At 58.7% G+C, this 22210-nt stretch carries 23 protein-coding genes; 21 read left to right on the top strand and 2 right to left on the bottom strand.

What is annotated here, in order from left to right:
• Nucleotides 1-127 precede the first annotated feature (127 nt).
• Both PXK01_RS21075 and PXK01_RS21070 read right to left on the bottom strand, forming a co-directional pair.
• The gene (locus PXK01_RS21075) at nt 128-385 is read right to left on the bottom strand and encodes a helix-turn-helix domain-containing protein (protein WP_017470289.1); all 258 of its coding nucleotides are present in this window, start codon (nt 383-385) and stop codon (nt 128-130) included.
• Nucleotides 386-509: 124 nt separating this feature from the next.
• Nucleotides 510-770 carry a hypothetical protein gene (locus PXK01_RS21070; RefSeq protein WP_274861621.1) on the bottom strand — a complete coding sequence of 87 codons (261 nt, stop codon included), beginning with the start codon at nt 768-770 and terminating at the stop codon, nt 510-512.
• A gap of 203 nt (nt 771-973) precedes the next feature.
• On the opposite strand from PXK01_RS21070, the gene PXK01_RS21065 reads away from it, so the two are divergent.
• The 21 genes from PXK01_RS21065 to PXK01_RS20965 all read left to right on the top strand — a co-directional run.
• Nucleotides 974-1327 (top strand): hypothetical protein, encoded by a 354-nt coding sequence (locus PXK01_RS21065; protein WP_012187165.1) that lies wholly within the window; start codon nt 974-976, stop codon nt 1325-1327.
• A 43-nt stretch (nt 1328-1370) separates the two neighbouring features.
• Nucleotides 1371-1985, top strand: a complete 615-nt coding sequence (locus PXK01_RS21060) for a lytic transglycosylase domain-containing protein (RefSeq protein ID WP_274861618.1) — start codon at nt 1371-1373, stop codon at nt 1983-1985.
• Complete coding sequence (locus tag PXK01_RS21055; RefSeq protein ID WP_097374428.1) at nt 1982-2275, top strand: TrbC/VirB2 family protein; 294 nt, start codon at nt 1982-1984, stop codon at nt 2273-2275. Before PXK01_RS21060 ends, PXK01_RS21055 begins: the two co-directional genes overlap by 4 nt.
• Nucleotides 2268-2546: a type IV secretion system protein VirB3 gene (locus PXK01_RS21050; RefSeq protein WP_274861617.1), complete on the top strand. Its 279-nt coding sequence runs from the start codon at nt 2268-2270 to the stop codon at nt 2544-2546. The genes PXK01_RS21055 and PXK01_RS21050 overlap by 8 nt, the downstream gene beginning before the upstream one ends.
• Entirely contained in the window at nt 2536-4899 is a 2364-nt protein-coding gene (locus tag PXK01_RS21045) for a VirB4 family type IV secretion/conjugal transfer ATPase (protein ID WP_274861616.1), read from the top strand. The genes PXK01_RS21050 and PXK01_RS21045 overlap by 11 nt, the downstream gene beginning before the upstream one ends.
• Entirely contained in the window at nt 4896-5063 is a 168-nt protein-coding gene (locus tag PXK01_RS21040) for a hypothetical protein (protein WP_274861615.1), read from the top strand. Before PXK01_RS21045 ends, PXK01_RS21040 begins: the two co-directional genes overlap by 4 nt.
• 55 nt (nt 5064-5118) lie before the next feature.
• Complete coding sequence (locus PXK01_RS21035; RefSeq protein WP_274861620.1) at nt 5119-6207, top strand: lytic transglycosylase domain-containing protein; 1089 nt, start codon at nt 5119-5121, stop codon at nt 6205-6207.
• On the top strand, nt 6207-7016 hold the full coding sequence (locus PXK01_RS21030) for a type IV secretion system protein (protein ID WP_274861613.1): 810 nt from the start codon (nt 6207-6209) through the stop codon (nt 7014-7016). Before PXK01_RS21035 ends, PXK01_RS21030 begins: the two co-directional genes overlap by 1 nt.
• Nucleotides 7017-7029: 13 nt before the next feature.
• The gene (locus PXK01_RS21025) at nt 7030-7686 is read left to right on the top strand and encodes a virB8 family protein (protein WP_274861611.1); all 657 of its coding nucleotides are present in this window, start codon (nt 7030-7032) and stop codon (nt 7684-7686) included.
• Between the two features lies 1 nt (nt 7687).
• Nucleotides 7688-8383 (top strand): TrbG/VirB9 family P-type conjugative transfer protein, encoded by a 696-nt coding sequence (locus PXK01_RS21020; RefSeq protein ID WP_274861610.1) that lies wholly within the window; start codon nt 7688-7690, stop codon nt 8381-8383.
• Nucleotides 8380-9759: a TrbI/VirB10 family protein gene (locus tag PXK01_RS21015; RefSeq protein WP_274861609.1), complete on the top strand. Its 1380-nt coding sequence runs from the start codon at nt 8380-8382 to the stop codon at nt 9757-9759. Before PXK01_RS21020 ends, PXK01_RS21015 begins: the two co-directional genes overlap by 4 nt.
• A gap of 4 nt (nt 9760-9763) precedes the next feature.
• On the top strand, nt 9764-10750 hold the full coding sequence (locus PXK01_RS21010) for an ATPase, T2SS/T4P/T4SS family (protein WP_274861608.1): 987 nt from the start codon (nt 9764-9766) through the stop codon (nt 10748-10750).
• A complete protein-coding gene (locus PXK01_RS21005; RefSeq protein WP_027246647.1) occupies nt 10747-10935 on the top strand; it encodes a hypothetical protein in 189 nt (62 codons plus the stop codon). Before PXK01_RS21010 ends, PXK01_RS21005 begins: the two co-directional genes overlap by 4 nt.
• Nucleotides 10932-11336, top strand: coding sequence for a hypothetical protein (locus PXK01_RS21000; RefSeq protein ID WP_027246648.1), 405 nt, complete (start codon nt 10932-10934; stop codon nt 11334-11336). Before PXK01_RS21005 ends, PXK01_RS21000 begins: the two co-directional genes overlap by 4 nt.
• Nucleotides 11337-11342: 6 nt before the next feature.
• Complete coding sequence (locus PXK01_RS20995) at nt 11343-12422, top strand: type IV secretion system protein (RefSeq protein WP_274861605.1); 1080 nt, start codon at nt 11343-11345, stop codon at nt 12420-12422.
• 293 nt (nt 12423-12715) lie between these two features.
• Nucleotides 12716-12958, top strand: a complete 243-nt coding sequence (locus PXK01_RS20990; RefSeq protein WP_274861604.1) for a hypothetical protein — start codon at nt 12716-12718, stop codon at nt 12956-12958.
• A gap of 10 nt (nt 12959-12968) precedes the next feature.
• Nucleotides 12969-14672: an N-6 DNA methylase gene (locus PXK01_RS20985; protein ID WP_274861603.1), complete on the top strand. Its 1704-nt coding sequence runs from the start codon at nt 12969-12971 to the stop codon at nt 14670-14672.
• 79 nt (nt 14673-14751) lie between these two features.
• Complete coding sequence (locus tag PXK01_RS20980) at nt 14752-16794, top strand: type I restriction-modification system subunit M (protein ID WP_274861602.1); 2043 nt, start codon at nt 14752-14754, stop codon at nt 16792-16794.
• Entirely contained in the window at nt 16791-18098 is a 1308-nt protein-coding gene (locus PXK01_RS20975; protein ID WP_274861600.1) for a restriction endonuclease subunit S, read from the top strand. Before PXK01_RS20980 ends, PXK01_RS20975 begins: the two co-directional genes overlap by 4 nt.
• Nucleotides 18095-21328, top strand: a complete 3234-nt coding sequence (locus PXK01_RS20970; protein ID WP_274861599.1) for a type I restriction endonuclease subunit R — start codon at nt 18095-18097, stop codon at nt 21326-21328. Before PXK01_RS20975 ends, PXK01_RS20970 begins: the two co-directional genes overlap by 4 nt.
• Before the next feature lie 174 nt (nt 21329-21502).
• Nucleotides 21503-22210 (top strand): DUF6615 family protein (locus PXK01_RS20965; protein ID WP_274861598.1); only part of this gene is annotated, 708 nt, incomplete at its 3' end.

Genomic DNA, 22210 nt, shown 5'->3' with positions numbered 1-22210 from the left:
AAGTGGACGACTTTTACGCCGCCCGCGACAACACTATGCCGTCGCTACCGTGGCCGAGTATTGCTCCGCCGTTCACAATCATCAGACCGGGAAAGTGGGTTCCCGTGTTCTCAACAATTCATTGGCTTCAAATCCTGTGGTCGGGCTCCGTGGCGGCTTCAACGATCGCCAGAACCTCGAACGGGTCAAAGCCGATGGCGCGCGCCAAGACGACCAGCTCGACAACGTCGACCCGGCGCTGGCCGCTCTCAAGGCGGGCAATAAGGGACTGGTGGCATCTGAGCCTGTCTGCCAGGTCTTTCTGACCAAGGCCCGCTTTGACACGGGCGTCGACCAACGCCTGACAGAGTGCCACTTGTCCCTTGCTTCTGATTGTCTTTGCCACGCGTCACATACCTTTTGTGACGTCGCTAGCGGATGAAATCTGTTATCTAAAAAGTAGATATTTGAGGGTGTTATCGGCGTCTGGTTTCCATGGGCTGCAAGTCTGATGCACACCCAATCGCCCATCAATCCCCCACCAGTTCCAGAAACCGACCGTAGTCTTGGCTGACTTCGCGCGCTTCCTCGAAAGCGCGCGCACGCTCCTGCTCGAGGCATCGGAAGTAGTCTTGAATGCCCGAGATGTAGGCCTCGAAGTCTTGGCGGATGATGTCTGCATAGTCTCTGGCCGCTTGCGAATCGCTTGGGACGAAAGGCCGGACCGGGGCAAGACAGGATCCCGCCTCGCTTGCGACCGGAACGAGCAAAAGCAAGGCCGTAGCCTGCATCGTCAGCCATCGGCTCAACCGCAGGTTTCTGAAACCCCTATTTTCCTTGATAGACGCCAATGGCCGTGCCTAGAGTTTGAGTAACCGAGATACAGCCGTATCTGCCGCATTATATCTTGCGGCTAATAATATACTATCGTAACTCTGGGCTTCAAGTGGGAATGCCCGGGCGTTGCGCGTTTGAAGAAAGCGTGAGCCGGGCCATGAACTGGGACATCGAAGCACCAAATGTGGTTACGGAAGCACGTTTCCGCGAACTCGTGGAAAGCGGCTATAGCGCTGAAATCCTGTGCCAGGAATCGGCACACAAGAAGGGCCCCAGCTACTATGGGGTCTGGATCATGCGCGTCGTCTCTGACGAAGGCGTGGAGAAGCTGCTGGTCACGGCCCGTACCCGCACGACCTATAACGACATCAAAATCCGCGAGTTCAAAACCATCACGGGCGTGGTGTCCTTCCTTATTGGGATCGGTTTCTCCCATGCCGATGTGCCGCTCGAGGAAGGCCAACGGACAACGCACAAGCTGGCTGCAACCGACAAGGGCGGCAGCAAGTAGCCTTCTTCTTTTTTGGTATCTCACGGGTCCCGCCTCAGCGCAAATGGTTCTGGTCATGGAGAGCGATGGCTCTCTGACCCCGTCTCGCTCCCAGAACAGCTTTGCCCGCAACTACAATGATGGCATCGGTCAGGGGTCTGCTGCTGATGAGCTGGCAATCATCGGTGAGACTGACCTTGGGCCAGACGAAATCCAGATGGCATCGTTAGCGCGGCCTGCGCCCCTGCCCCGCGCCGATGTTCTCTCGGCCATCGAGGCCACCGCGCTTCGCTACGCCGGGCATCCCGGGCTGCGCCGCACGGATCTCTCGGTTCGAGATTGGCTGACCCTCTACCGCGCCAATATCGAAGTCGAGAGCGCCTACCGGCAGGATGCGGTCTCGAGTGCAGGCGCCATTGGCCTTGGTCAATTGATGCCGGCAACCGCGCGCGATCTCGGCGTCGACCCGCGTGATCCGCTGCAGAACCTCGACGGCTCCGCCCGCTACCTTGCGATGATGCTGGCGACGTTTGGCGATCCACGTCTTGCCCTCGCAGCCTACAACGCCGGACCGGATGCGGTCCGCCAGTACGGCGGCATTCCCCCCTACAGAGAAACCCAGACCCACGTGGCCCGTGTCATGGCCGTCGTGGCCCGATTGGAAGGATCAAATTCATGAAACAGATTTCAACGCTTTTTGTCGCCTCGCTGGCGCTATTCCTGCTGATTGCCGAACCCGCCCTTGCGCAAAGCATTGATCTCTCCCCGATTCAGAGCCTGTTGCAGGGCATCGTTGATGCGCTGACCGGCCCGCTCGGCGTCGTGATCGCCACACTCGCCGTTCTGGGCGTGTTCCTCAGCTGGTTCTTCAACATCATCGATCTGCGACAGGCCCTTTGGGTTCTCGTCGGCATCGCAGGTGTCGCCGCCGCTCCCACTATCGTTGCCGCGGTCTTTGCCGGTGGCTGAGCGCTCGCCTCTCTTTCTGGGTCTCGTGCGGCCACCCAAGCTCCTGGGCCTGCCGATCATGTACGCGATGGTCTGGCTCTTCGGCTCGGTGCTGCTCTTCGTCTGGGTCCAGCACATCGCGGTGCTGGGCGTGGCCGTCCTGCTCTACCCCGTGCTTTGGAAGGCCGCGGACTGGGATCCGCGCTTCATCGACGTAATGATGACGGCCCTGCAGGAGACGCCGCCAACGCGAAACCGTTCCATCCATGGCGGGGACAGTTATGCCCCGTGAAGCCGCCCTCGATACCCGCACGATGACGCCGGACTGGTATGGGCGCGAAACCCGCCTCGCGCATATGCTGCCTTACGTCAGCCTGGTCGATGACCGCACCGTGCGCACGCGCGTGAACGAGCTTTTCCAGTGCATCCGGCTCGACGGGGTCAACAGCTACACGACGGATGACGCCTATCTCGACAAGGTGACCGCGCTCTTCGCCCGGATCATTGCGCAATTGGGGCCGGAGTTCAGCTATTACGTCCATAAGGTCTCGAAGGCGATCACGCCGGACCTCGAGCCCCTGCGCGAGGACAGTTTCGCGGGAAAAGTCGACCGGCTCTGGCGCAAGAAGCTCGAGACCAGCGGGCTGCGCGACAAGACGCTCACCCTCACGGTGATCCATCGCCCGCCTCCGAAAAGCGTCCTGCCGTTCCTGAACCGCAGCGCGCCGGATCGCCTCAAGGAAGCGACCGAGAAGCGCCTTCGCCGATTGGGCGAGGCCGTGAATGTCTTCCTGTCGGGCCTGACGGAGCTGAACCCGCGCGTACTGACTTCCAAGTCCGGCGGGTTGGTCGGGTTTCTGGGGGCACTCAACACCGGCCAGGAACTGCCGCTCTACCCGGCCAACACCTACGGCTTTTTGTCCTTCAACGTCGCCAATACCCGGGTGACGTTTCACGGAGATCACTTCGAGCTCTCCGAAGGCGTCGTGGGACATCGCTACGGCAAGAGTTTCACCATCGGGGAATATTCCGAAGCCACCTCCTGCACCATGTTCGACATGCTGAACCTGCCTGTCGACATGATCGTCACGCACTCCTTCACGCCGATCAATTCGAACCTCATGGCGGGTCGCATCAAACGGCAAAAGCGCCAGATGCAGGCTTCGCAGGACGCGGCCCTGTCGCTCATGGAAGCGCTCGACATTGCTGCCGATGATCTCGAGGCCAAGCGCCAGAGCTTCGGCGAGCACCACATGGTGGTGACGATCTTCTCCGATACGCTGGACGAATTGCAGACGCTGAGCGCCGAGATCGTGAATGCCGCCGCCGCCGAAGGCGTGAAGATGATCGGCGAGAGGGTTGCCGCCAAGGCGCACTACCTCAGCCAACATCCCGGAAATCAGCCCAAGCGCGTGCGCGCCAGTGCGATCACCAATCGCAACTTCGCGGATTTCGCGGCGTTTCATCGGACCCAGCTTGGCAAGCCTCCTGGGAAGACCCCCTGGGGCCGGGTCATCACCTATCTGCCGACCCCCGAACAGAGCGCCTACCGGTTTTCCTATCACGAGCAAGGTAGCCCGGACAAAGAACCCACCAGTGGGCATACGCTCATCATGGGGCGGCCCGGCTCGGGCAAATCGGTGCTTTCCGCATTCCTCATGACGCAAGCCCGCAGGGCGGGGGCGCGGATCTTCGTCTTCGACTACCGTCTCGGTATGGAGATGGCGGTCCGCGCCAATGGCGGGCGCTACGCGTCTTTGAAAGCCGGACAACCCACCGGCCTAAACCCGCTCTGGACTGAGGTCGACGCGCGCGGCACCGCCTGGCTTTCAGACTGGCTCGCCACCCTGCTCTATCGCGCAGACAAGCCGCTGACGCCGGCCCAGACCAACCGCATCCAGGAAGTCGTGCGCCAGAACGCGCAAGCCACGAACCCGGCCTTGCGGAACTGGCGGGAATTCGCATCGCTCTTCGTCTCCACTGATGATGGCGGCGATCTGCATCAGCGCCTGCTCGAATGGACCGAAGAGGGCCGCTACGGCTGGATATTCGGACAGACGCTTGAAGACACCTTCTCTCTGGAAGGCGATATGGTGGGCTTCGATCTCACCGGCATTCTCGACAGCGAGGCCGAGAAGGAGCGCATGGCCGTCCTCTCCTATCTCTTCCGCCGGGTCGAGCGCGAGATCGAGGACCGCCGCCCCACCATCATCGTCATCGACGAGGCCTGGAAGGCGCTCGATAACGCGTATTTCGCCGAACGGCTGTCGAACTGGCTGGTGACCGCGCGCAAACAGAACACCGTCGCGGTGATGATGACGCAATATGCCAGCCAGCTCGAGCGCACCCGAACCGGCAAGACCATCGTCGAAGCGGTGCCCACACAAATCCTGCTTCCGAACATCCGCGCCAATGCAGCGGATTACGCGATGCTGAACCTCTATGAGAAGGAACTCGATGTGCTTCTCAACACCGGCAGCGACAGCCGCCTCGCCCTCATCCGTGACGACCAGGGCTCCATCGTCGTCGATGCCGATCTCAGCGCCCTTGGGCTCAATCTCACCATCCTCGGCGGCATGGAGAAAGGCGAGGCTTTGGTCGGTGCCGATTACCGCGACCGCCCGGACTTCTGGAGGCTTTCATGATCCGTATTCTTCCAGCCCTGGCGGCGCTTGGTGCGCTGGCCTCCTGCGCCCAGTACCAGGAGCCGCAGGCCAATTGCTTTACCTTCCTGGCTTCGACAGCACCGGTGGCGCCTGATTGCACCTTCACGCCTTTAGATGCGCCGGAGGGCGACATTGAAGTCTAGGCTGCCTCATATCCTGGCCCTTTGCCTGCTGCCCGGCCTCGCCCTGTCCCAAGGTGTGCCGACCAATGACAGTGGGCTGACCGCGCGCGATATCGTCGAGACCGGGGACCGCGAGGCTGACTTGGCCATTCAGGCGGACAAGCTGTCCGTGCGCAAACTCATTGCCGAGATCGAACAGGAGCAACTCGCAACCCTGCAGCGCATCCTTGATGCCCAGACAAGTTTCGGCGGTCAGGGCCTGCCCGCGATGATTTCAGGGCTGGAAAACGGAAGCGGCGATCCAGCCCGTTCCGTCGAAGCGGTCTACGGCAATGCCGACATCGACCCCAATCCCGGCGGCGCACAGATGTTCGGGGATGCGGCAGAAAACATCGAGCAGCTCATCATCCGCGTCGCCCAGGAAACCAGCGGGTTTGCCGGTGTGGGCCGCGTCGGCCTCTCCCCGGTTCAATGGCGCGCGCTTCTTCAGGCGCTCATCTGGCAGGAAAGCCGGTTCACGATTGGCGCCCGCTCACCCGTCGGCGCCTTTGGCCTCACCCAGATCATGCCGGGCACAGCCAGCGATCTTGGTATCAACCCGGAATACTACGACAGCCCCTACCTGCAGGTGCATGGCGGCGCGCGCTATCTCGCCACCCAACTCAACACCTTCGATGGCAATATCATCAACGCCCTCGCGGCCTATAATGCCGGCCCCGGCCGGGTCTTTGAATATGGCGGTGTCCCGCCCTTTGCCGAGACCCAGCACTACGTCCAGGTCATTCCTGAACGCTACAATCTCTACCTGAGCCGCATCGGTGGGATCGAAGCGCTCGGCACGATCGATCCGGCGCTTCTCGCCAATGCGAACCTCTCGATCACCGGGCACGGCGCGGCCTTCTATGGCAGCAACTCGCCCGCCGCGATCCGACAGGCCGCCCTGCGTATCCAAGACATCGTCGAGCGGATTTCCGAGACGGAAGACGTGCAGGAAAGCATCGCGCTCAACACCTATGCCCGCGCCGAACTCGTGCGTCTCGTCGCCGCGCGTATTCGACTTCAGGCAGCGCGGACCCGCGTCCTCTCCACCGAGGAACTGGCCCAGGCCAGCGCCCGCATGGCCGAGGGCGCATTCATGGATCTTACGATCAGGGAGATAGACTGATGGGACGGATGTTTCTGAGAACGGCTTTGGCCACGACACTTGGGATTGGCCTGCATCTGGGAGCCCTCTCCCCTGCCGCGGCGCAGGGCGTGCCCGTCGTCGACACCCAGAACATCGCGCAAAATATCCAGCAGCTCCGGCAGATGATCGAAGACGAGATCCTGCAGAACGAGCAGCTGACGCAGCTCCGTGAACAGCTTGCGACACTCACGGACCAACTCGCGGAGCTGCAAAGAACCTACGAGGCCCTGACCCGCCTTGCCGAGCTTCCAGAAATCATCCGCACCGAGATGGAAGACGAGCTGAACGGCCTGCTCGATCAGGAATTCGGGGACATCCTTGCGACGATCGAGGCGATCAAGACGGGGGATTTCTCCGGCCTGTCCGGCTCCGGTGCGGGCGAGATCGAAACCCAGATGGACCGCGTCTTGGCCGATCTCGGCTTTGACGACGATACCCTCTCGGAAATGGCCACGAGCGGCAATCCCGGGGCCAACCGCGTGGCAACACAGGCCACGACCGGTGCGCTCGTCTCGGCCGCCGCCCAGAACAGCTATGAGGACGCCGGGCAATCGCTGGAACGTGTCGACCGGCTTGTTGGGCTCATCGATGACATGGATGAACTGAAGGAAAGCGTCGATCTCAACACGCGCGTAACAGCGGAACTGGCCATCGCGCTCGTCGCCATGTGGCAGCTCGAAGCCGTGCAGACCGTGGGTGACGGTACCGGCGGCGTTATCGATGCGGCCACCATCGCCGAGGAGCAGCGCTTCATGGATTTCACCTTGCCGGACCTTCGGGCCGAGTAATCGTAGGGCATGAATGGTGGCGAGTGAACAAGAAATCATCGAGGAAGAACTGGTCTATGGTGCCCTGCGCCGCGAACGGCTCTGGCAACGCCTTGGCCTGATCGCCCTCATCTTTGGCATTCTCGGATGCCTGAGCGCTGCCGCAGTCGCAATCCTCGATGTCGACCCCCCGCCCGTCGTAGTCCCCTATGATCCCGCCACCGGCTTTGCACTCCCCGAAGCCTCGGTGGGCGCCTCCTCGGTGACCGCCAACCAGGCGATCATCGAGGCGGAAGTCTTCCGCTATGTGACCGACCGCGAGGTCTACAACCAGCTGGACAACGATCTGCGCATCCGAAGTGTTCTGCGCCGCTCGGAGGGAGCTGCCGAGAGCGGGCTGCGCCAGATCTGGAACAGCGCCAATGAGAACTACCCGCCGACGGTCTATGGCCCCAATGCCCGGCTTGATGTCGAAATCCTCAGCATCAACCGGATCGGAACCAACCGCGCCACGGTCCGCCTGCGCAAGCGCCTGACCTCCATCAATGGCGTCCAAACCGGGCTTTTCACCGCCACGCTTCTCTTCGAGTTCCGCCCCGAGACCCGCCGCTCCATCGATGAGGTCTGGACCAACCCCTTCGGCTTCACGGTCCTCGAATATTCCATCCGCTCCGACAGATTGGAGAATTAGTTTGCTTAAGAAGGCCCTCGTAACAATTGTGCTTGTGCTGTTGCCCGGCCTTGCCTCTGCCGAAGCCATCCCGCGCAGCGGCCCCAATGACAATCGGGTTCGGCTGGCCACCTATCGGGAGGGCCAGGTCTACCGCCTCAGCGTGTCGCTGACCCACGTGACCACGGTCGAATTTGGTGAGGGCGAAAGCATCCGCTCGATCATCGCAGGCGACACGGAGGGCTTCGAGATTGACGGCGTGCCCGGCGGTCAGGCCTTCGCGATCAAGCCCGTCGCGCGTGGCGTCCATACCAATGTGACCGTCTATACCAACCGCCGCAGCTATTACTTCAACGTCCAGGAGACCCGCAGCCCGACCTTCTACGTGGTGCAGTTCCGCTATCCGGACGACAATGCACGGCCCACACGTGCCATCGCGGCCCAAGCGCCGAATTACAATTACGGCGCCAGCGCGCGCACCGAGTTCACCCCGACCCGCGTCTGGGATGACGGGACGTTTACGTATTTCGAATTCCCGCGGAACGCGCCGGTGCCTGCAATCTTCCGCTACGCCAATGGCCGTGAGCGCACAGTCAACACGCAAGCCACCGAGGACGGCGTGATCCGGGTTTCAGGCGTGAACCGGCAATGGGTGCTGCGGATCGGGGAGGAGGTGGTCTGCATCGAGGCCACACCACCTGCGGGGGTAGGTTCATGAGCGATACCGAAAACGCAGACCTCGAGAAACGCCTCGCTGCTCTAGAACAAGGCAAGGGCGCTGGTTCAACCCCTGCCCCACGGCGCTCACCACTGCTCGCTTTGGTCGTTGTCCTCGTGATCGGCGCGGGCGGTGCATTGCTCTATCTCGTGTCCCAACCCGAGGAAGAGGAAGCCCTTCCCACGGCCACGCCGGACGTGTTCCAGAACGAAGGCGACGGCTTCGGCGCCATCGAAACCCTGCCCCCGCCTGAGCCAGAGGTGGTGCTGGCAGCACCTGAACCTGTCGAACCAAACGCCGAGCTTCTGGCGCAGCTCGCAGCCCTTCAGGCCCAGATCGAAGAATTGCGCAATGCGCCCGAGCCGGTGGTGGAAGAAGATACCGCTGCAGCCGAAGCGATCGATGCGCTGACAGCGCAGATCGCCGCCCTGCAGTCCGCGTCGGAAGCCGCGCAACAGCAGTTCCGGGATGAACTCACTGCCCGTGATCGGGAACTGGAGCAACTCCGCATGGACCTCGAACTCGCGCAGCTCGAGGCCAACCGACCGCTGCCCGCACCCATTGGGCCCACCGAGGACGAGTTGCGGGCGCGGGAAGAAGAGCGGCTGCGGCGCGAGGAGGAAGCAAGACGTCTCGCGGAACTCGAGCGCCGCGCGGCCGAGGAACGGGCGTTTCAGGACCGCCGCATTACCTCGCCCACCATCGCCTTTGGCGGCACGTCCGGTGCGATTGAAACCGCGCTGACCGAGCGCACCTTCGGCGAGGTGACGGATTTCGTGTTGAACGGCGCGCTGCCCACGTCGGTGACGCAGGCCGAAGTCATCGCCAATCCCTCCAACACGATCATCCAGGGCACGATGATCCAGGCCGTCATGGAAACCGCCCTCGATAGCTCCCTGCCCGGCCAGACGCGTGCTGTTGTTTCCGAAGACGTGTTCAGTTTCGATGGCTCCCGCCTCCTGATCCCGCGCGGGTCCCGTCTCATCGGGCGTTATCGCTCCGGCGTAGATATCGCGCAGCGCCGGGTCACGATCGCCTGGGACCGGATCATCTTGCCTGACAACCAAACCATCCAGATCAGTTCCTTCGGAGGTGATGAACTTGGCCGCTCCGGCGTCACCGGTTTTGTCGACACCCGTTTTGATGAGCGCTTCGGGTCAGCGGCGTTGATTTCGTTGATATCCGCAGCCCCAAACGCCGCTGCAGCAAACGTGCAAGACGAAACCGCCGCGGATGTGCTGGAAGACGTGGGCGATGATCTGGCCGATGCCACGGACAGCGTGATTGGCGACTACCTCTCCATCGGACCCGTCATCTATGTCGACCAGGGCGCCCGCGTCACGGTGATGGTCGACCGCGATCTGGAGATATTCTGAACCCATGTCGCTGAGCTATCTCCAGACCTCGCTTGATCGGATAGACGCCGCCGCTCGCGACGATGTCATCGAGATCTGCATCAATCCTGACGGCACCTGCTGGGGAGAATTCCAGGGCGATCACTTCATGCGAAAACTGGACCAGGCGTTGACCGCAACAGAAGTGAAGGACCTCGGCAACCAGATCGCCTCTTCCGCCAACACAACGATGAGCAAGGACCGTCCCATCGTCTCGGTCTCGATCATCTACAAAGCGCGACCGATCCGGGCTCAAGTCATCACCCCACCTGCCGTGCTCTCGGCGATGTCGATCAGCCTGCGGTTCTTCTCGAGCCTGCCGCTCGACGGGATCGCGCTTGATTTCCTTTTTGGCAAGGAGCGCAAACTCGAAGAACTCCGCCTCGAGAAAACCCACGAACTGCGCGAAGTGGTGGCCGCGGGCGTGATCGACGATGCGCTGGCCTTTTGCGTCGACAACAAGCTTAACATGATCGTCTCTGGCGGCACCTCCACCGGCAAGACCGTGGCTGCGCGCAAGATCCTCTCGCACGTGCCATCCGAGGAACGCATCGTCACCATCGAGGAAGCGGCCGAGCTTCTGCCGACCCAGCCCAATGCCGTGACCCTCATCGCCAATCGCGACGCGGAGTTCCAAACCGCCGATGTCTTGCTCACCGCCACGCTGCGCATGCGCCCCGACCGGATCATCCTCGGCGAGGTGCGCGGCAAGGAGGCCATGACCTTCCTCGAAGCGATCAACACCGGTCATGGCGGCTCCATGACCACGCTCCATGCCGAAACCCCGCAATTGGCCGTTCAGCGTCTCGCGATCGCGGCACTCAAGACCGAGATCCCGATGACCTATGCCGACATGATCCAGTACATCGAGAACTCCATCGATGTGATCATCCAGGCCGGTCGCCACGATGGCCGCCGCGGCATCACCGAATTCTACCTTCCCGGCGCAACTGAGATTGGAACTTCCCGATGAAGACATTTGAATACGACATCCTGTTTTTCCAGGTGAAGAAGCAAAAGGACTACGACGCGATGCGAAGCGCTTTGAATGAGCGCGGCGCGGAGGGGTGGGAAGTCATTACAGCTGAAGCCGGTGACTACGGCTATACCACATTCTTGAAGCGAGAATCTGTGGCGGCGAAGGCGGCTTCAGAATGATGCGGTTCGTTGCGGCAGCAGGATTGCTCGTCGTTCTTTGCGCAACCGCTGGAGTCGCTGAACGGAATCTGATCCCAACGCTCGACAACCAGCCGGATGTCTGCCCAGACCAGCCTCCCGAGCCACAGTGGATGCAAGACATCGATGTACGCGAGTCCCACAAACGGCTTCTGGTTCAACAGATTTATCGGGCTCAGAGCATGCAACGCATCGTTGAAGCCCAAAGCTGTGAATGTCCTACGCGGTATCCGTCATGGAAGGCAGCTGAAGGCGTCTTCGTCGAGCATTTCGCCGCATCTGACTACTGGGACATCGTGGAAGCGACGTCAGATTACCGACGGCAGGCAAACGAGCTTCGGCGCGAAGCCATGCCAATCTGCGAAGCCGCTGGAAACTGGTAGGGCTTTATGAGTGTCGTCACCTACTTCGTGGAAACGGCTGAAGGCTATCTGAATACCGCTGCCGAGACGCAATTCGGCGCGGTCGCCGCAACAGTCGGAGCGATACTGGTACTCGGTACCACGCTCGTTGTCATTCTGGTTTTCATCAACACGATCTACCAGTATCGCGCCATGGACGGGCGCACGGCCTTTTGGCTCGCCGTGAAAGTCGGGCTGATAGGTGTCTTTGCAACCAACTGGGTTCAGTTCAACATCGTTTCCGCGGCGATCCTGAATGGGATCGACAGCATTGCAGGATCGCTTGTGGCCTCTGTCGGCGGCGGATCACCCGGCCCGTCTGGCACCTTCGCAGAGGAGTTCGATGACCTGATCGCAGCGCTCGGGGACTACTTGAATGCTGCGGGGTCTGAACTGAACTGGATGGCCGGTGCCCTATTGGACACCCTTGGGGTTTTGCTGCTCTCGATCCTCGGTGGCTTGGCGGCGTTCATCGTCGTCGCGTCCAGGCTGATGATCGCGCTTCTGATAGGGATTGCTCCGGTCATGATCTTCCTGACCCTTTTTGAAGTGACCAAGGATTATTTCGCGCGCTGGCTTTCGGCGCTGATTTCCTTTGCAATGTACCCGATTGTCGTTGCCGGTGTGTTCGCAACGATCACGGGTGTCTCGCGCGCCCTACTTGCCGAGCTGGGCGACCCGGAAGGCGCCTCCAACATCGGCGCGCTCATCCCCTTCTTCATGATGGTGCTGATGGCAAAGGGGTTCATCATAGCAACGCCCTTCCTGGTTCGAGCGATTTCTGGAAACATCATGATGCCAGCGCTCTCAGCTGGATTCGGTGGCAGCTATGCCTTTGCCCGAGGGCTTGCAGGAAGCCAACAAGTCTACAACCGGTACGCCATCGGTGGTGCGACTGGCACGGAATACGCAGCTCTGCGGGCGCGACAATTCTTTGGTGTGCAAGCGTTGCCAAGCCGACCCAATACTGCGGGCGGGGCAACCGCATCTCCTGCCGGCGACGGGACCGGCACAGGAGCTCGAATGCTGGCACAGCTTTCTAGGTTGGGGAGATTGGGCCGACGATAAACGGCCCAAGCAAACTTCGAACCCGCAAGCCCTGTCATGCTTCTTCGTCCCAAAATCCACTTATTGGAACACAAAAACTAGTGAATACATGTTCTTGGTCCGGAGATACTTGAGTTCAAAGCAAGTGGTTCAAATGCTCTGTGAGCGTACGACTACTACGGGCCGAATCCGCAGAACTCGAATAGCTACACATAAATATGAAATAAGGGGTTGATTTTTTAATCAGGCACTCCTATCTCTTGCTCATCAAGAGGAGCAAGTCGATGCAAGTTACAAACCACATGGATTGCAGAATGAACCAGCGCGGCATCAACAAGCAGATGGTAGACCTAGCGTTGGAGCATGGCGTTTTCGACGGCGACAAAATCGTGTTACGCCGCAAGGACTGCGACGAAGTCGCGGCCGAACTTCGCCAAACGCTGAAGCTCCTTGAGCGGGCCAAGTGCAAAGGCGGGATAACAGTCGTCGTTGCGGGCGACTGTCAGATTACGACATACAACACGGGCAGTTTCGCACGTCCGGCGTCAAAAAAATAAGGGGCTGAAAGTGACCAAACCCAATCAAAGACAAGCCCTTTCGGCCGTGCGCCAGATTCCTGGCATTCAGCATGCAGCCCGTATTGTGGCCTTCTACGGCGCATCTCGCTTGGATCCTGAGAAATCGATGCCCTCCCCAAATGATTTGGAAGCCGCGAGTGAGCATGCAGGCGGGAGAGTTCTTGATGAAGCCACTCAGGCACTTCTTGACCTTTCGCCGAAGGAACGTCTGACCGCGATTGACGAATTGATGGCATCTAATCATGGGCGCCACGAGCAATGGCTGCCCAAGGCCCCAGCAAAGCGCTTTGCAGAATTTTTCGATAACGCGAGTTCCGTACGCTGCTCGTTCGAGGCCTCCCTCCACACAGCACTGTTACTGGCAATGCAAGGCAAGGCAGTGCTCTTCGTAGCGCAAAATAAGGACATTTGTAACTTTGCACAAAGCCTCGCCGTTCTCTTGGAGTGCAAATTGCAGGTCCAATTCGCCGATCCTCTCGCTCGTACAGATACCACCAAATTTGAAGCAGAAGTGGCCTTTCCTCCTTTCGGATCCAAGCCCATGAACACCGGCCAGATTCCGCGACGCACACTTGCGATATTGGACGCGGAAGAGGGAAAAAAGCGCCTAACCGAAGATGTGCTCGCTCTCGCCGATGCGCTAGCACAGTCGACCGGCCAAACCATCCTTTGTGTGCCAGATGGGCTAATGTATCGAGGCGTTGGCGTTGAGCCCCTTGCGCGCGAAGCGCTCGTTGCATCCGGTCGCTTGAAAGGCGTCCTCGCGGCTCCTGGCGGCATGATTTTCCCAAACACAATGATGGACACCGATGTTTTGGTTCTCACCTCTTCCAACATGGATGGTTCCAAGGTCAGAATGCTCGATCTTTCTCATCCAAGCTTCTCAGGAAGGACAGTTAGGGGGCGCCCTGAAATACTGCCCGGTACGAACTGGGCCCGCTATTTGGAGGAAAGCACCGCAACCGATGAAACCTTCGCCAAGGACGTCTCACTCGAGGAGATCAAAGAGAAAGACTTCATCCTGAGCATCAACCGGTATCTGCTCCCGCCAGCGGCAGTCGCGCTGGAAGGCTTTCTGGAGCGCTCGCGCACGATTGAGTTGCAAGATGCGGTCGAACTGATCCGCCCTCTAAGTCTGGGCAAAGCAGAAGATGGCGAATTCACTATCTTCGAAGCATCGCCCGCCGATGTGAGCCAGCACGGCCTCCTGACACAACCGCACAAAATATCGACGCTAGAACGTGCGCAAATGCGCAAGGCTCGAAACCAACGGTTGCTTCCTGGCGATGTCATCTTGTCCGTGAAAGGTACGATCGGCACGGCAGGCCTCGTCCCCGCCGATGCGCCGACAAGTGACGAAGATGGGTTTTGGACGGCAGGTCAATCCTTCATGATCCTGCGCCCAAAACACGGGGGAGTTTCCGGTGTGGTTCTCTACGAGTACCTGGCAAATCCAACGGTTGTTGAAGCGCTGCGCACACTTGCTGGCGGTTCAGCGATACAATCCATCGCTATCAAAGATCTGAAGGCCTTCCGAGTTCCAATCCCCTCCGAAGAAGAAGCTGAACGTGCAGAACTCACATTCAAGCGGAGGCAAGAGCGGCATGCTCAGATCGAGGCGATCATGGCCGAGATCGAAGCCGAGCGAACAAGCTCCTGGCCGGGCAGAGAACTGAACCTAGAGAAGCCCTGACCTCCCGCTTTCAACCCAGACGAATTCAATTCATTTTCGCGCCAAGCGTGCAGCACCCAATCAGAACGAGACCTGAACCTTGAACACACAGACATCAACCACAGCAAAAGCCAACAACACCCATACGTCGCTCGCGGACTTCATTTGGAAGAACGCGGATGATCTTTGGGGCAACTTCAAACACGTCGATTTCGGTAAGATCATCCTGCCGTTCACGCTTCTCCGCCGCCTTGAATGCGTCCTCGAGCCTACTCGGGAAGAAGCCGCCAAGATGCACAAGATGGCTGTTGAAAATGGGCTCGATGTCGATGTCATCCTGCGTCAGGCCACCGGCTACCCGTTCTACAACACATCGAGCTACAGCCTGGAAACGCTGGGGTCCGGCCGCACCCGACAGAACCTTGAAGACTACATCGCGAAGTTCTCTGGCAATGCCCGCGTAATCTTCGAACAGTTCGATTTCATCAACACAATCAGCCAGATGGACAAGAAGGGCGTTCTCTACAAGATCTGCCAGAATTTCGCCGCCATCGACCTGCATCCCGACGCGGTTCCAGAGCGCACGATGTCCAACGTCTATGAACACCTGATCCGCCGGTTCGGGGCCGAGGTGAATGAAGCGGCCGAGGATTTCATGACGCCCCGCGACGTCGTTCACTTGGGTATTGAGCTACTGCTCGAACCGGATGACCAGATGTTCATCGACAACCCCGGCATCATCCGCACGCTCTATGACCCGACGATCGGCACCGGCGGCTTTGTCTCTGACGGCATGGAGCACGTTCAGTCGTTGCAAGATCGCTATGGCACCGCCCCGACCCTTGTTCCCTACGGCCAGGAACTGGAATCCGAAACCCACGCCGTTTGTCTGGCGAGCATGCTTCTGAAGACGCTCAAGTCCGATCCCGGCCGCGACCTGTCCCAGAACATCAAGCTTGGCAGCACTCTGTCGGCTGACAAATTCCGGCATGAGAAATTCCACTACTGCGTCTCCAACCCGCCCTTCGGCAAGAAGTGGGAGTTGGACCAGGCAGAAGTTGTGCGCGAGCACCGCGACCAGAAATTCGAGGGGCGGTTTGGTCCCAAACTGCCGCGTGTCAGCGATGGCTCCATGCTGTTCCTGCTGCACCTGCTCAGCAAGCTTGAAGACCCCGCAAAGGGCGGTGGGCGCGCGGCGATCGTGCTGTCGGGCTCTCCCCTCTTCAACGGCAACGCCGGTCAGGGTGAATCGGAAATCCGCCGCCACCTGCTTGAACAAGATGTGGTCGAGGCCATCATCGCCCTGCCGACCGAGATCTTCTTCCGCACGGGCATTGGCACCTACATCTGGGTTCTGTCCAACCGCAAGCCCGCTGACCGGCGCGGCAAGGTTCAACTGATCGACGCGACAGAGATGTATGAACCGCTCCGCAAGAGCGAGGGCAACAAGCGCCGCAAGATCGGCGAGGATCAAATCCGCGATATCGTGCAGCTCTATGCCGACTTCGAGCCGACCAAGAAAAGCCTCATCCTCGATGCGCAGGACTTCGGCTATCGTCGCATTAAGGTCCTGCGCCCGCTGCGTCACAAGATCGTTGTGTCGGACGCGGGGTTTGAAGCGCTGGCCGAACACAAGGCCTGGGAGAAGCGCTCCGATGCTCAGCGGCAAGGCTGGCGTGACCTGTTGGCAGAGCATGCTGGCACCGACCATGACTGGCACTGGATAGACAGCTTTGCCAAAGCTGCCGCGAAAAAGGACGCGACCCTCGGCAAAGCCGACGCGGCGCTGATCAAGGCGTTTCAAAAGGCCTTTGGCGTGCGGGATGAAGATCTGGACCCGGTGAAGGACAAGAAGGGCAACCTGATCCCCGACGATGACCTGACGGATTATGAGAACGTGCCCATGGGCACCAATATCCATGACTACCTCGAAACCGAGGTGACGCCCCACGCCCATGACGCCTATATCGACGAGACCTATGTGGACGAAACCGACGGTGATATCGGGATTGTCGGATATGAGATCAACTTCAACCGCTATTTCTATGAATACGTACCGCCGCGCGATCTGGACGAGATCGATGCGGAACTGAAGGCCATCGAGGCCTCCATCGCTGAAGTACTGGCCGAGGTGACGGAATGAGCACACCACGCAAAAACAAACCGGCTTCGCATGAGTGGGTGAACTCAACCCCAGAGGGCTGGACAGAAACACGGCTGCGTTTCGTCGCAAACGTTTCGAACAGCAACGTCGACAAGAAGTCATATGATGGGCAGGTTCCGGTCCGGCTCTGCAATTACACAGACGTCTACTACAATGAACGTATCGAGCCAGAGCTCGAGTTTATGCAAGCCACGGCAACACCGGCAGAAATCAAGAAGTTCGAACTTCGTGAGGGCGATGTCATCATCACCAAGGACTCCGAAGACCCAACCGACATAGGCGTGCCCGCGCTTGTGCCGAAAGACATGCCGGGAGTGGTGTGCGGTTACCATCTATCAGTAATCCGAACATCTGACCCGATCACCGCTGCATTCCTACAGTACTCGATCATGTCTCACGTCAACAAAGCTCAGCTCTATGTCGACACACCGGGCGTCACTCGCTTCGGCCTAGACCAAGATGCGATCAAGAGCATTCTTGTTCTTCTGCCTCCACCCGAAGAACGCCGCCAAATTGTGGAAATGCTCAGGAAAGAGACCGGCCGGATTGATGGGTTGATCGAGAAAAAGACGCGCTTCATCTCGGTACTGAATGACAAAGAAAAAGCGATGATCGCACACTTCGTCCGGCGGGGTATCGATGCCAGTGCATCGACGAAGGACAGCGGCATCGAATGGCGAGGTGTTGTGCCTGCCCATTGGCAACGCGCACGAATGAAGAACCACTTCAAGCAGGTCAAACGCCAAGGGTTTGACGACCTGACCGTTCTGTCAGTCTATCGTGAGTTTGGCGTCATCGAGAAAGCTTCGCGGAGCGATAACATCAACAAGACGCCAGAGGACCTGTCCAAGTATCAGTTGGTCGAACCAAACGACTTGGCGATCAACAAGATGAAGGCATGGCAGGGCTCAATGGGGATTTCTCCCTTCTTGGGCATTACCTCTCCCGACTATGTGGTGATGAAGCCTATTGGCGAGCACAACCCACGATACATGCACCATTACCTTCGCGCACGGCCAATGCCGTGGGTTTATCGCTTGATTTCCAACGGTATTCGGACCGATCAATGGCGTATGGAACCAGAGAAATTTTTAGAATTGCCGATTTTCCTGCCACCAATGGATGAACAGGAAGCAATTGCGAACCGGATAGACCGCGAACTGGATCGAATTCGGGGGCTGATTGAGAAAACAGAGCACTCCATCGCGCTTTTGAAAGAAAAACGCGCGGCGCTTATTACGGCGGCGGTGACCGGTAAGATTGATGTGAGGTCCGCAGCATGAGCGATTTGCACCACGAAAAACACCTAGAGGCCTATATCGTCAAAAAGCTGACGGAACAGGGCTGGCTGCTTGGCGACACCAAGGGCTTTGACCAGGACACCGCCGTCTATACCGAGGATCTGGAGGCCTGGATCCAAGAGACCCAAGGGCCGAAATGGGACAAGCTTGTCGCCCTGAATGGTGATGACGCCCGCAACAAGCTGCTTTCGCGACTTGATGCGGCGTTGGCGAAAAACGGCACCATCCATGTTCTGCGCCGCGGCTTTTCCGTTGCTGGGTGCGGTGAGATCGACATGTCCGAACCCGCGCCCGAAGATCAGCGCAACGAAACGATCATCGCCCGCTACGCCGCCAACCGGCTGCGTGTTGTGCCCCAGCTGAAGTATCATCCCGGCCGCGAGCTGGCGATCGATCTGGGCCTCTTCATCAACGGGCTGCCCGTCGCCACGGTCGAGCTCAAAACCGACTTCACCCAATCCGCCGAAAGCGCGCGCGAGCAATACAAGCGAGACCGCCTGCCCGAAGACCCGGCCACCGGGCGCAAACACCCGCTGCTCACCTTCAAGCGCGGAGCCATCGTGCATTTCGCGATGTCTGATAGCGAGATTTGGATGGCCACGAAACTGGCGGGGGAAAACACCTACTTCCTGCCCTTCAACCGTGGTCATGACGGCAAAGGCGGCAACCCGCCCCGTGACGACGGCGAATACCCCGTCGCCTATTTCTGGGAGGAGATTTGCCAGCCGGACGCCTTTCTGCGGATCTTCCACAGCTTCGTCTATGTCGAGAAGAAGGATGTGGTGGACCTGAAGGGCAATTGGTCGGTCAAGGAAACGCTGATCTTCCCGCGCTTTCATCAACACGACGCCGTCAACAAGATGATCGCGGACGTGAAAGAGAAAGGCCCCGGGCATGCCTATCTGTGCGAACATAGTGCCGGTTCGGGCAAGACATCGACAATTGCCTGGACAGCGCACGACCTGACCAAGCTGCGCCATGACGATGGCAAGGCAGTCTTTGACACCGTGATCATCGTGACGGACCGGACCGTGCTGGATGGTCAGTTGCAAGACGCAGTTCAGCAGATCGACCACCGCAAGGGCATGATCGCCGCGATTGACCGCGAGACGAGCTCCAAGACGAAAACAGCTCAGTTGACGGAAGCCATGCTGAAAGGCGTGCCGATTATCGTGGTGACGCTGCAAACCTTCCCGCATGCAATGGAAGCGATCCTGACAGAGACATCGCTGAAGGACCGTAGCTTTGCCGTGATCATCGATGAGGCGCATACGTCGCAAACAGGCAGCACGGCTTCGAAGCTGCAGGCAACACTTGCGCTGTCATCGGCAAAAGACACCGCGAACATGACGGTCGAAGAGCTTTTGACCGAAATCCAGAAAAGCCGCGCCCGGCCGAAAAACCTGTCCCACTTCGCGTTCACTGCGACACCGAAACACTCGACCTTGATGTTGTTCGGACGACCGCAGGACCCGTCCCGCCCGGCGGGCCCGGACAACCTGCCGCGTGCCTTCCATAAATACGAGATGCGTCAGGCCATCGACGAGGGTTTCATCCTCGACGTGCTCAAGGGCTACGTCTCATACAAGACCGCCTTCAATCTGGGAAAAGAACTGGAAGACAAAAAGCGCGTGGACGGCAAGGCAGCCAAGCGAGCGCTTGCCAAATGGATGAGCCTGCACCCCACGAACGTCACCCAAAAGGTGCAGTTTATCATGGAGCACTTCCGGCACAACGTTTCGCCTCTCCTTGACGGAAAGGCGAAGGCAATGGTTGTGACGAGCTCACGTGCGGCGGCTGTCCGCTACAAGAAGGCCTTCGATGCTTTTGTTATTGCGAACCCCCAGTACAAAGACGTTCGCGCGCTGGTCGCTTTCTCGGGAAAGCTCAGCGGCAAGGATGTCATGCATTCCGATGACGCGCAGATTTCAGGCGATCTGTTCGTTTGTGACGACGATGCCGAATTCACTGAAAGCAACATGAATACGGGCGTCGAGGTCAAGGACCTGCGGATCGCATTTGATAGGCCGGAATTTAGAGTGATGTTGGTCGCCAATAAGTTCCAGACGGGCTTCGACCAGCCGAAGCTCGTTGCTATGTATGTCGACAAGAAGATCGCGAATGAAGTCGAAATCGTTCAAACGCTATCGCGCCTCAATCGCACTTTCCCAGGCAAGGAAGAAACCTTCGTCATCGATTTCGTAAACGACCCGGAAGCGATCCGAGCGGCCTTCAAAAAATACGATTCCGGCGCGCAAATCACCGAGGTTCAAGACCCAAACGTCATCTACGACATGAAGGATACGCTTGACGAACAGGGCATCTACTCGGACGAAGACATTGAAGCGTTCAAGGTCGCGCGCTTCGAAACCGCCAAGACCTTCGACACCGGCGAAGAAGACCTCCACAAGGCGATGTTTGCTGCCACCCAACGACCGACCGACCTGTTCAACGCTCGCCTCAAAGCGCTCCGCGAAGAGGCCGCTCGGTGCGAAGTTGAATTCCTGAAGGCAACCGAGGCAGGAGACGATGCCTCGGCGAAAAAGGCCGAGCATGAAAGGATGCAAGTAGAAGAGAGCATCGGTCGGATGCTGGAGTTCAAGTCGGGATTGGCTAGGTTTTCCAGGACCTACACATACATCGCGCAATTGCTGGATCTTGGGGATCCCAGCATGGAGAATTTTGCCGCTTTCACAAAACTTCTGGCAAACCGCCTCAATGGCGTTCCTCCCGAGCACGTAGATCTCAGAGGCATTTCTCTGACGGGATACGACATTAAAAAGAACGATGACCAGGGCAACAACGGTGATGACCCAGATCCAAACTTGAAGCCCTCTGGACCGGGCGGTTCAAATGCGCCCGGTAAGCTTCCTGTCTACCTCCAGGAGCTGATCGAACGATTGAACGGTATCTTTGGCGAAGCCGCTCCGATCAAAGACCAAGCAAGCTTCGTAAACCAAATCGTTTCGATTACCCGTGAAAACAGCATCGTAAGAGCGCAAGTTGAGGAAAACTCTAAAGACCAAGCGTTGAAAGGAAGCCTTCCCGGCGCGGTTCAAGGCGCGGTGGTGCGTGCCATGAGTTCGAACAACGCTTTGGCCACGCATCTTCTCAAGGAAGACAAACAAGGCCTCGGCATCCTTACGAACCTTATTTACGATCTGATCAAAGCGGGGAAAGATATCGACCTTGGAGAGCTCGACGATGTCTAAATCGAGCGCTTTCAGCGCCGAATGGCCCCCAAAAGCATGCGCCAAGGAAAGCGAGCACTGTGCGACCAGCTCGTTATGGCGATGCACCGTCTTGCATGCCACCTCCACCTGCAATCAATTAGAGGCGGCACTATGAGGTTTTGGCCTGGCAAACCCAATATACATGCCTTGGGAATGCAAAAATATCTGCGCGAATTGTCGGGTGTTATTTGGCGAGAACAGAACAACGCCTACAGAGAAGGGTTAAATCTTCAGGAAGAAACGATAACTGAATGTCTGCTGCTGCAAATGGCACGTGACCTCCCGAAGGCTGGGTTCCGAGTTAGACTATTTACCCGAGAACGCGAGAAAGATACCGGTGCAGACTGGGTTTGGTTCTTTAAACAAGGGTCGTGCCGCATTGGTTTCCGGGTTCAGGCCAAGAAGCTGTATAGGCGGCATGATCGAAGGCTCGGAAGAACCAACCAGTTGATGCCGGGGCGGTACGATGGACATGTGCTGAAGAAGGGTCAGACGAAAACTCTGATCAAGCGCGCGGGGCCAAATAATCCCATCTACGTTTTCTACAACCACGATCATGTCAAAAACCGACAGTTGTTCCGACGAGTTTCGTCTGGGTTCAAGCCGCCAAGTTTTTGGGGCTGTTCCGTAGCGTCTGCCAGTTTTGTCGAGCGAAAGAAGTCGCGCGTACTGAGCGTTCTGCATCCCGGGATGCGGCCGCTGCACGAGCTCTTTCAATATGGACCCGGGTGCGGGTTAGCCAATGGCTTGAAACTGCTCGATCCAGACATGGAGACAAAGATGCTTGTCAACGGCGGAGTAAAATTCGGCCATTGTGGCGGAGCAAAAGTCGGCCAGTTTGGGGCGAGCGCCTTGGAGCGT

Source organism: Phaeobacter sp. PT47_59 (assembly GCF_028890025.1).
Classification (GTDB): domain Bacteria; phylum Pseudomonadota; class Alphaproteobacteria; order Rhodobacterales; family Rhodobacteraceae; genus Phycobacter.
The sequence above is the reverse complement of the archived record's forward strand: the minus strand, read 5'-3'. Positions and strand labels throughout refer to the sequence as shown.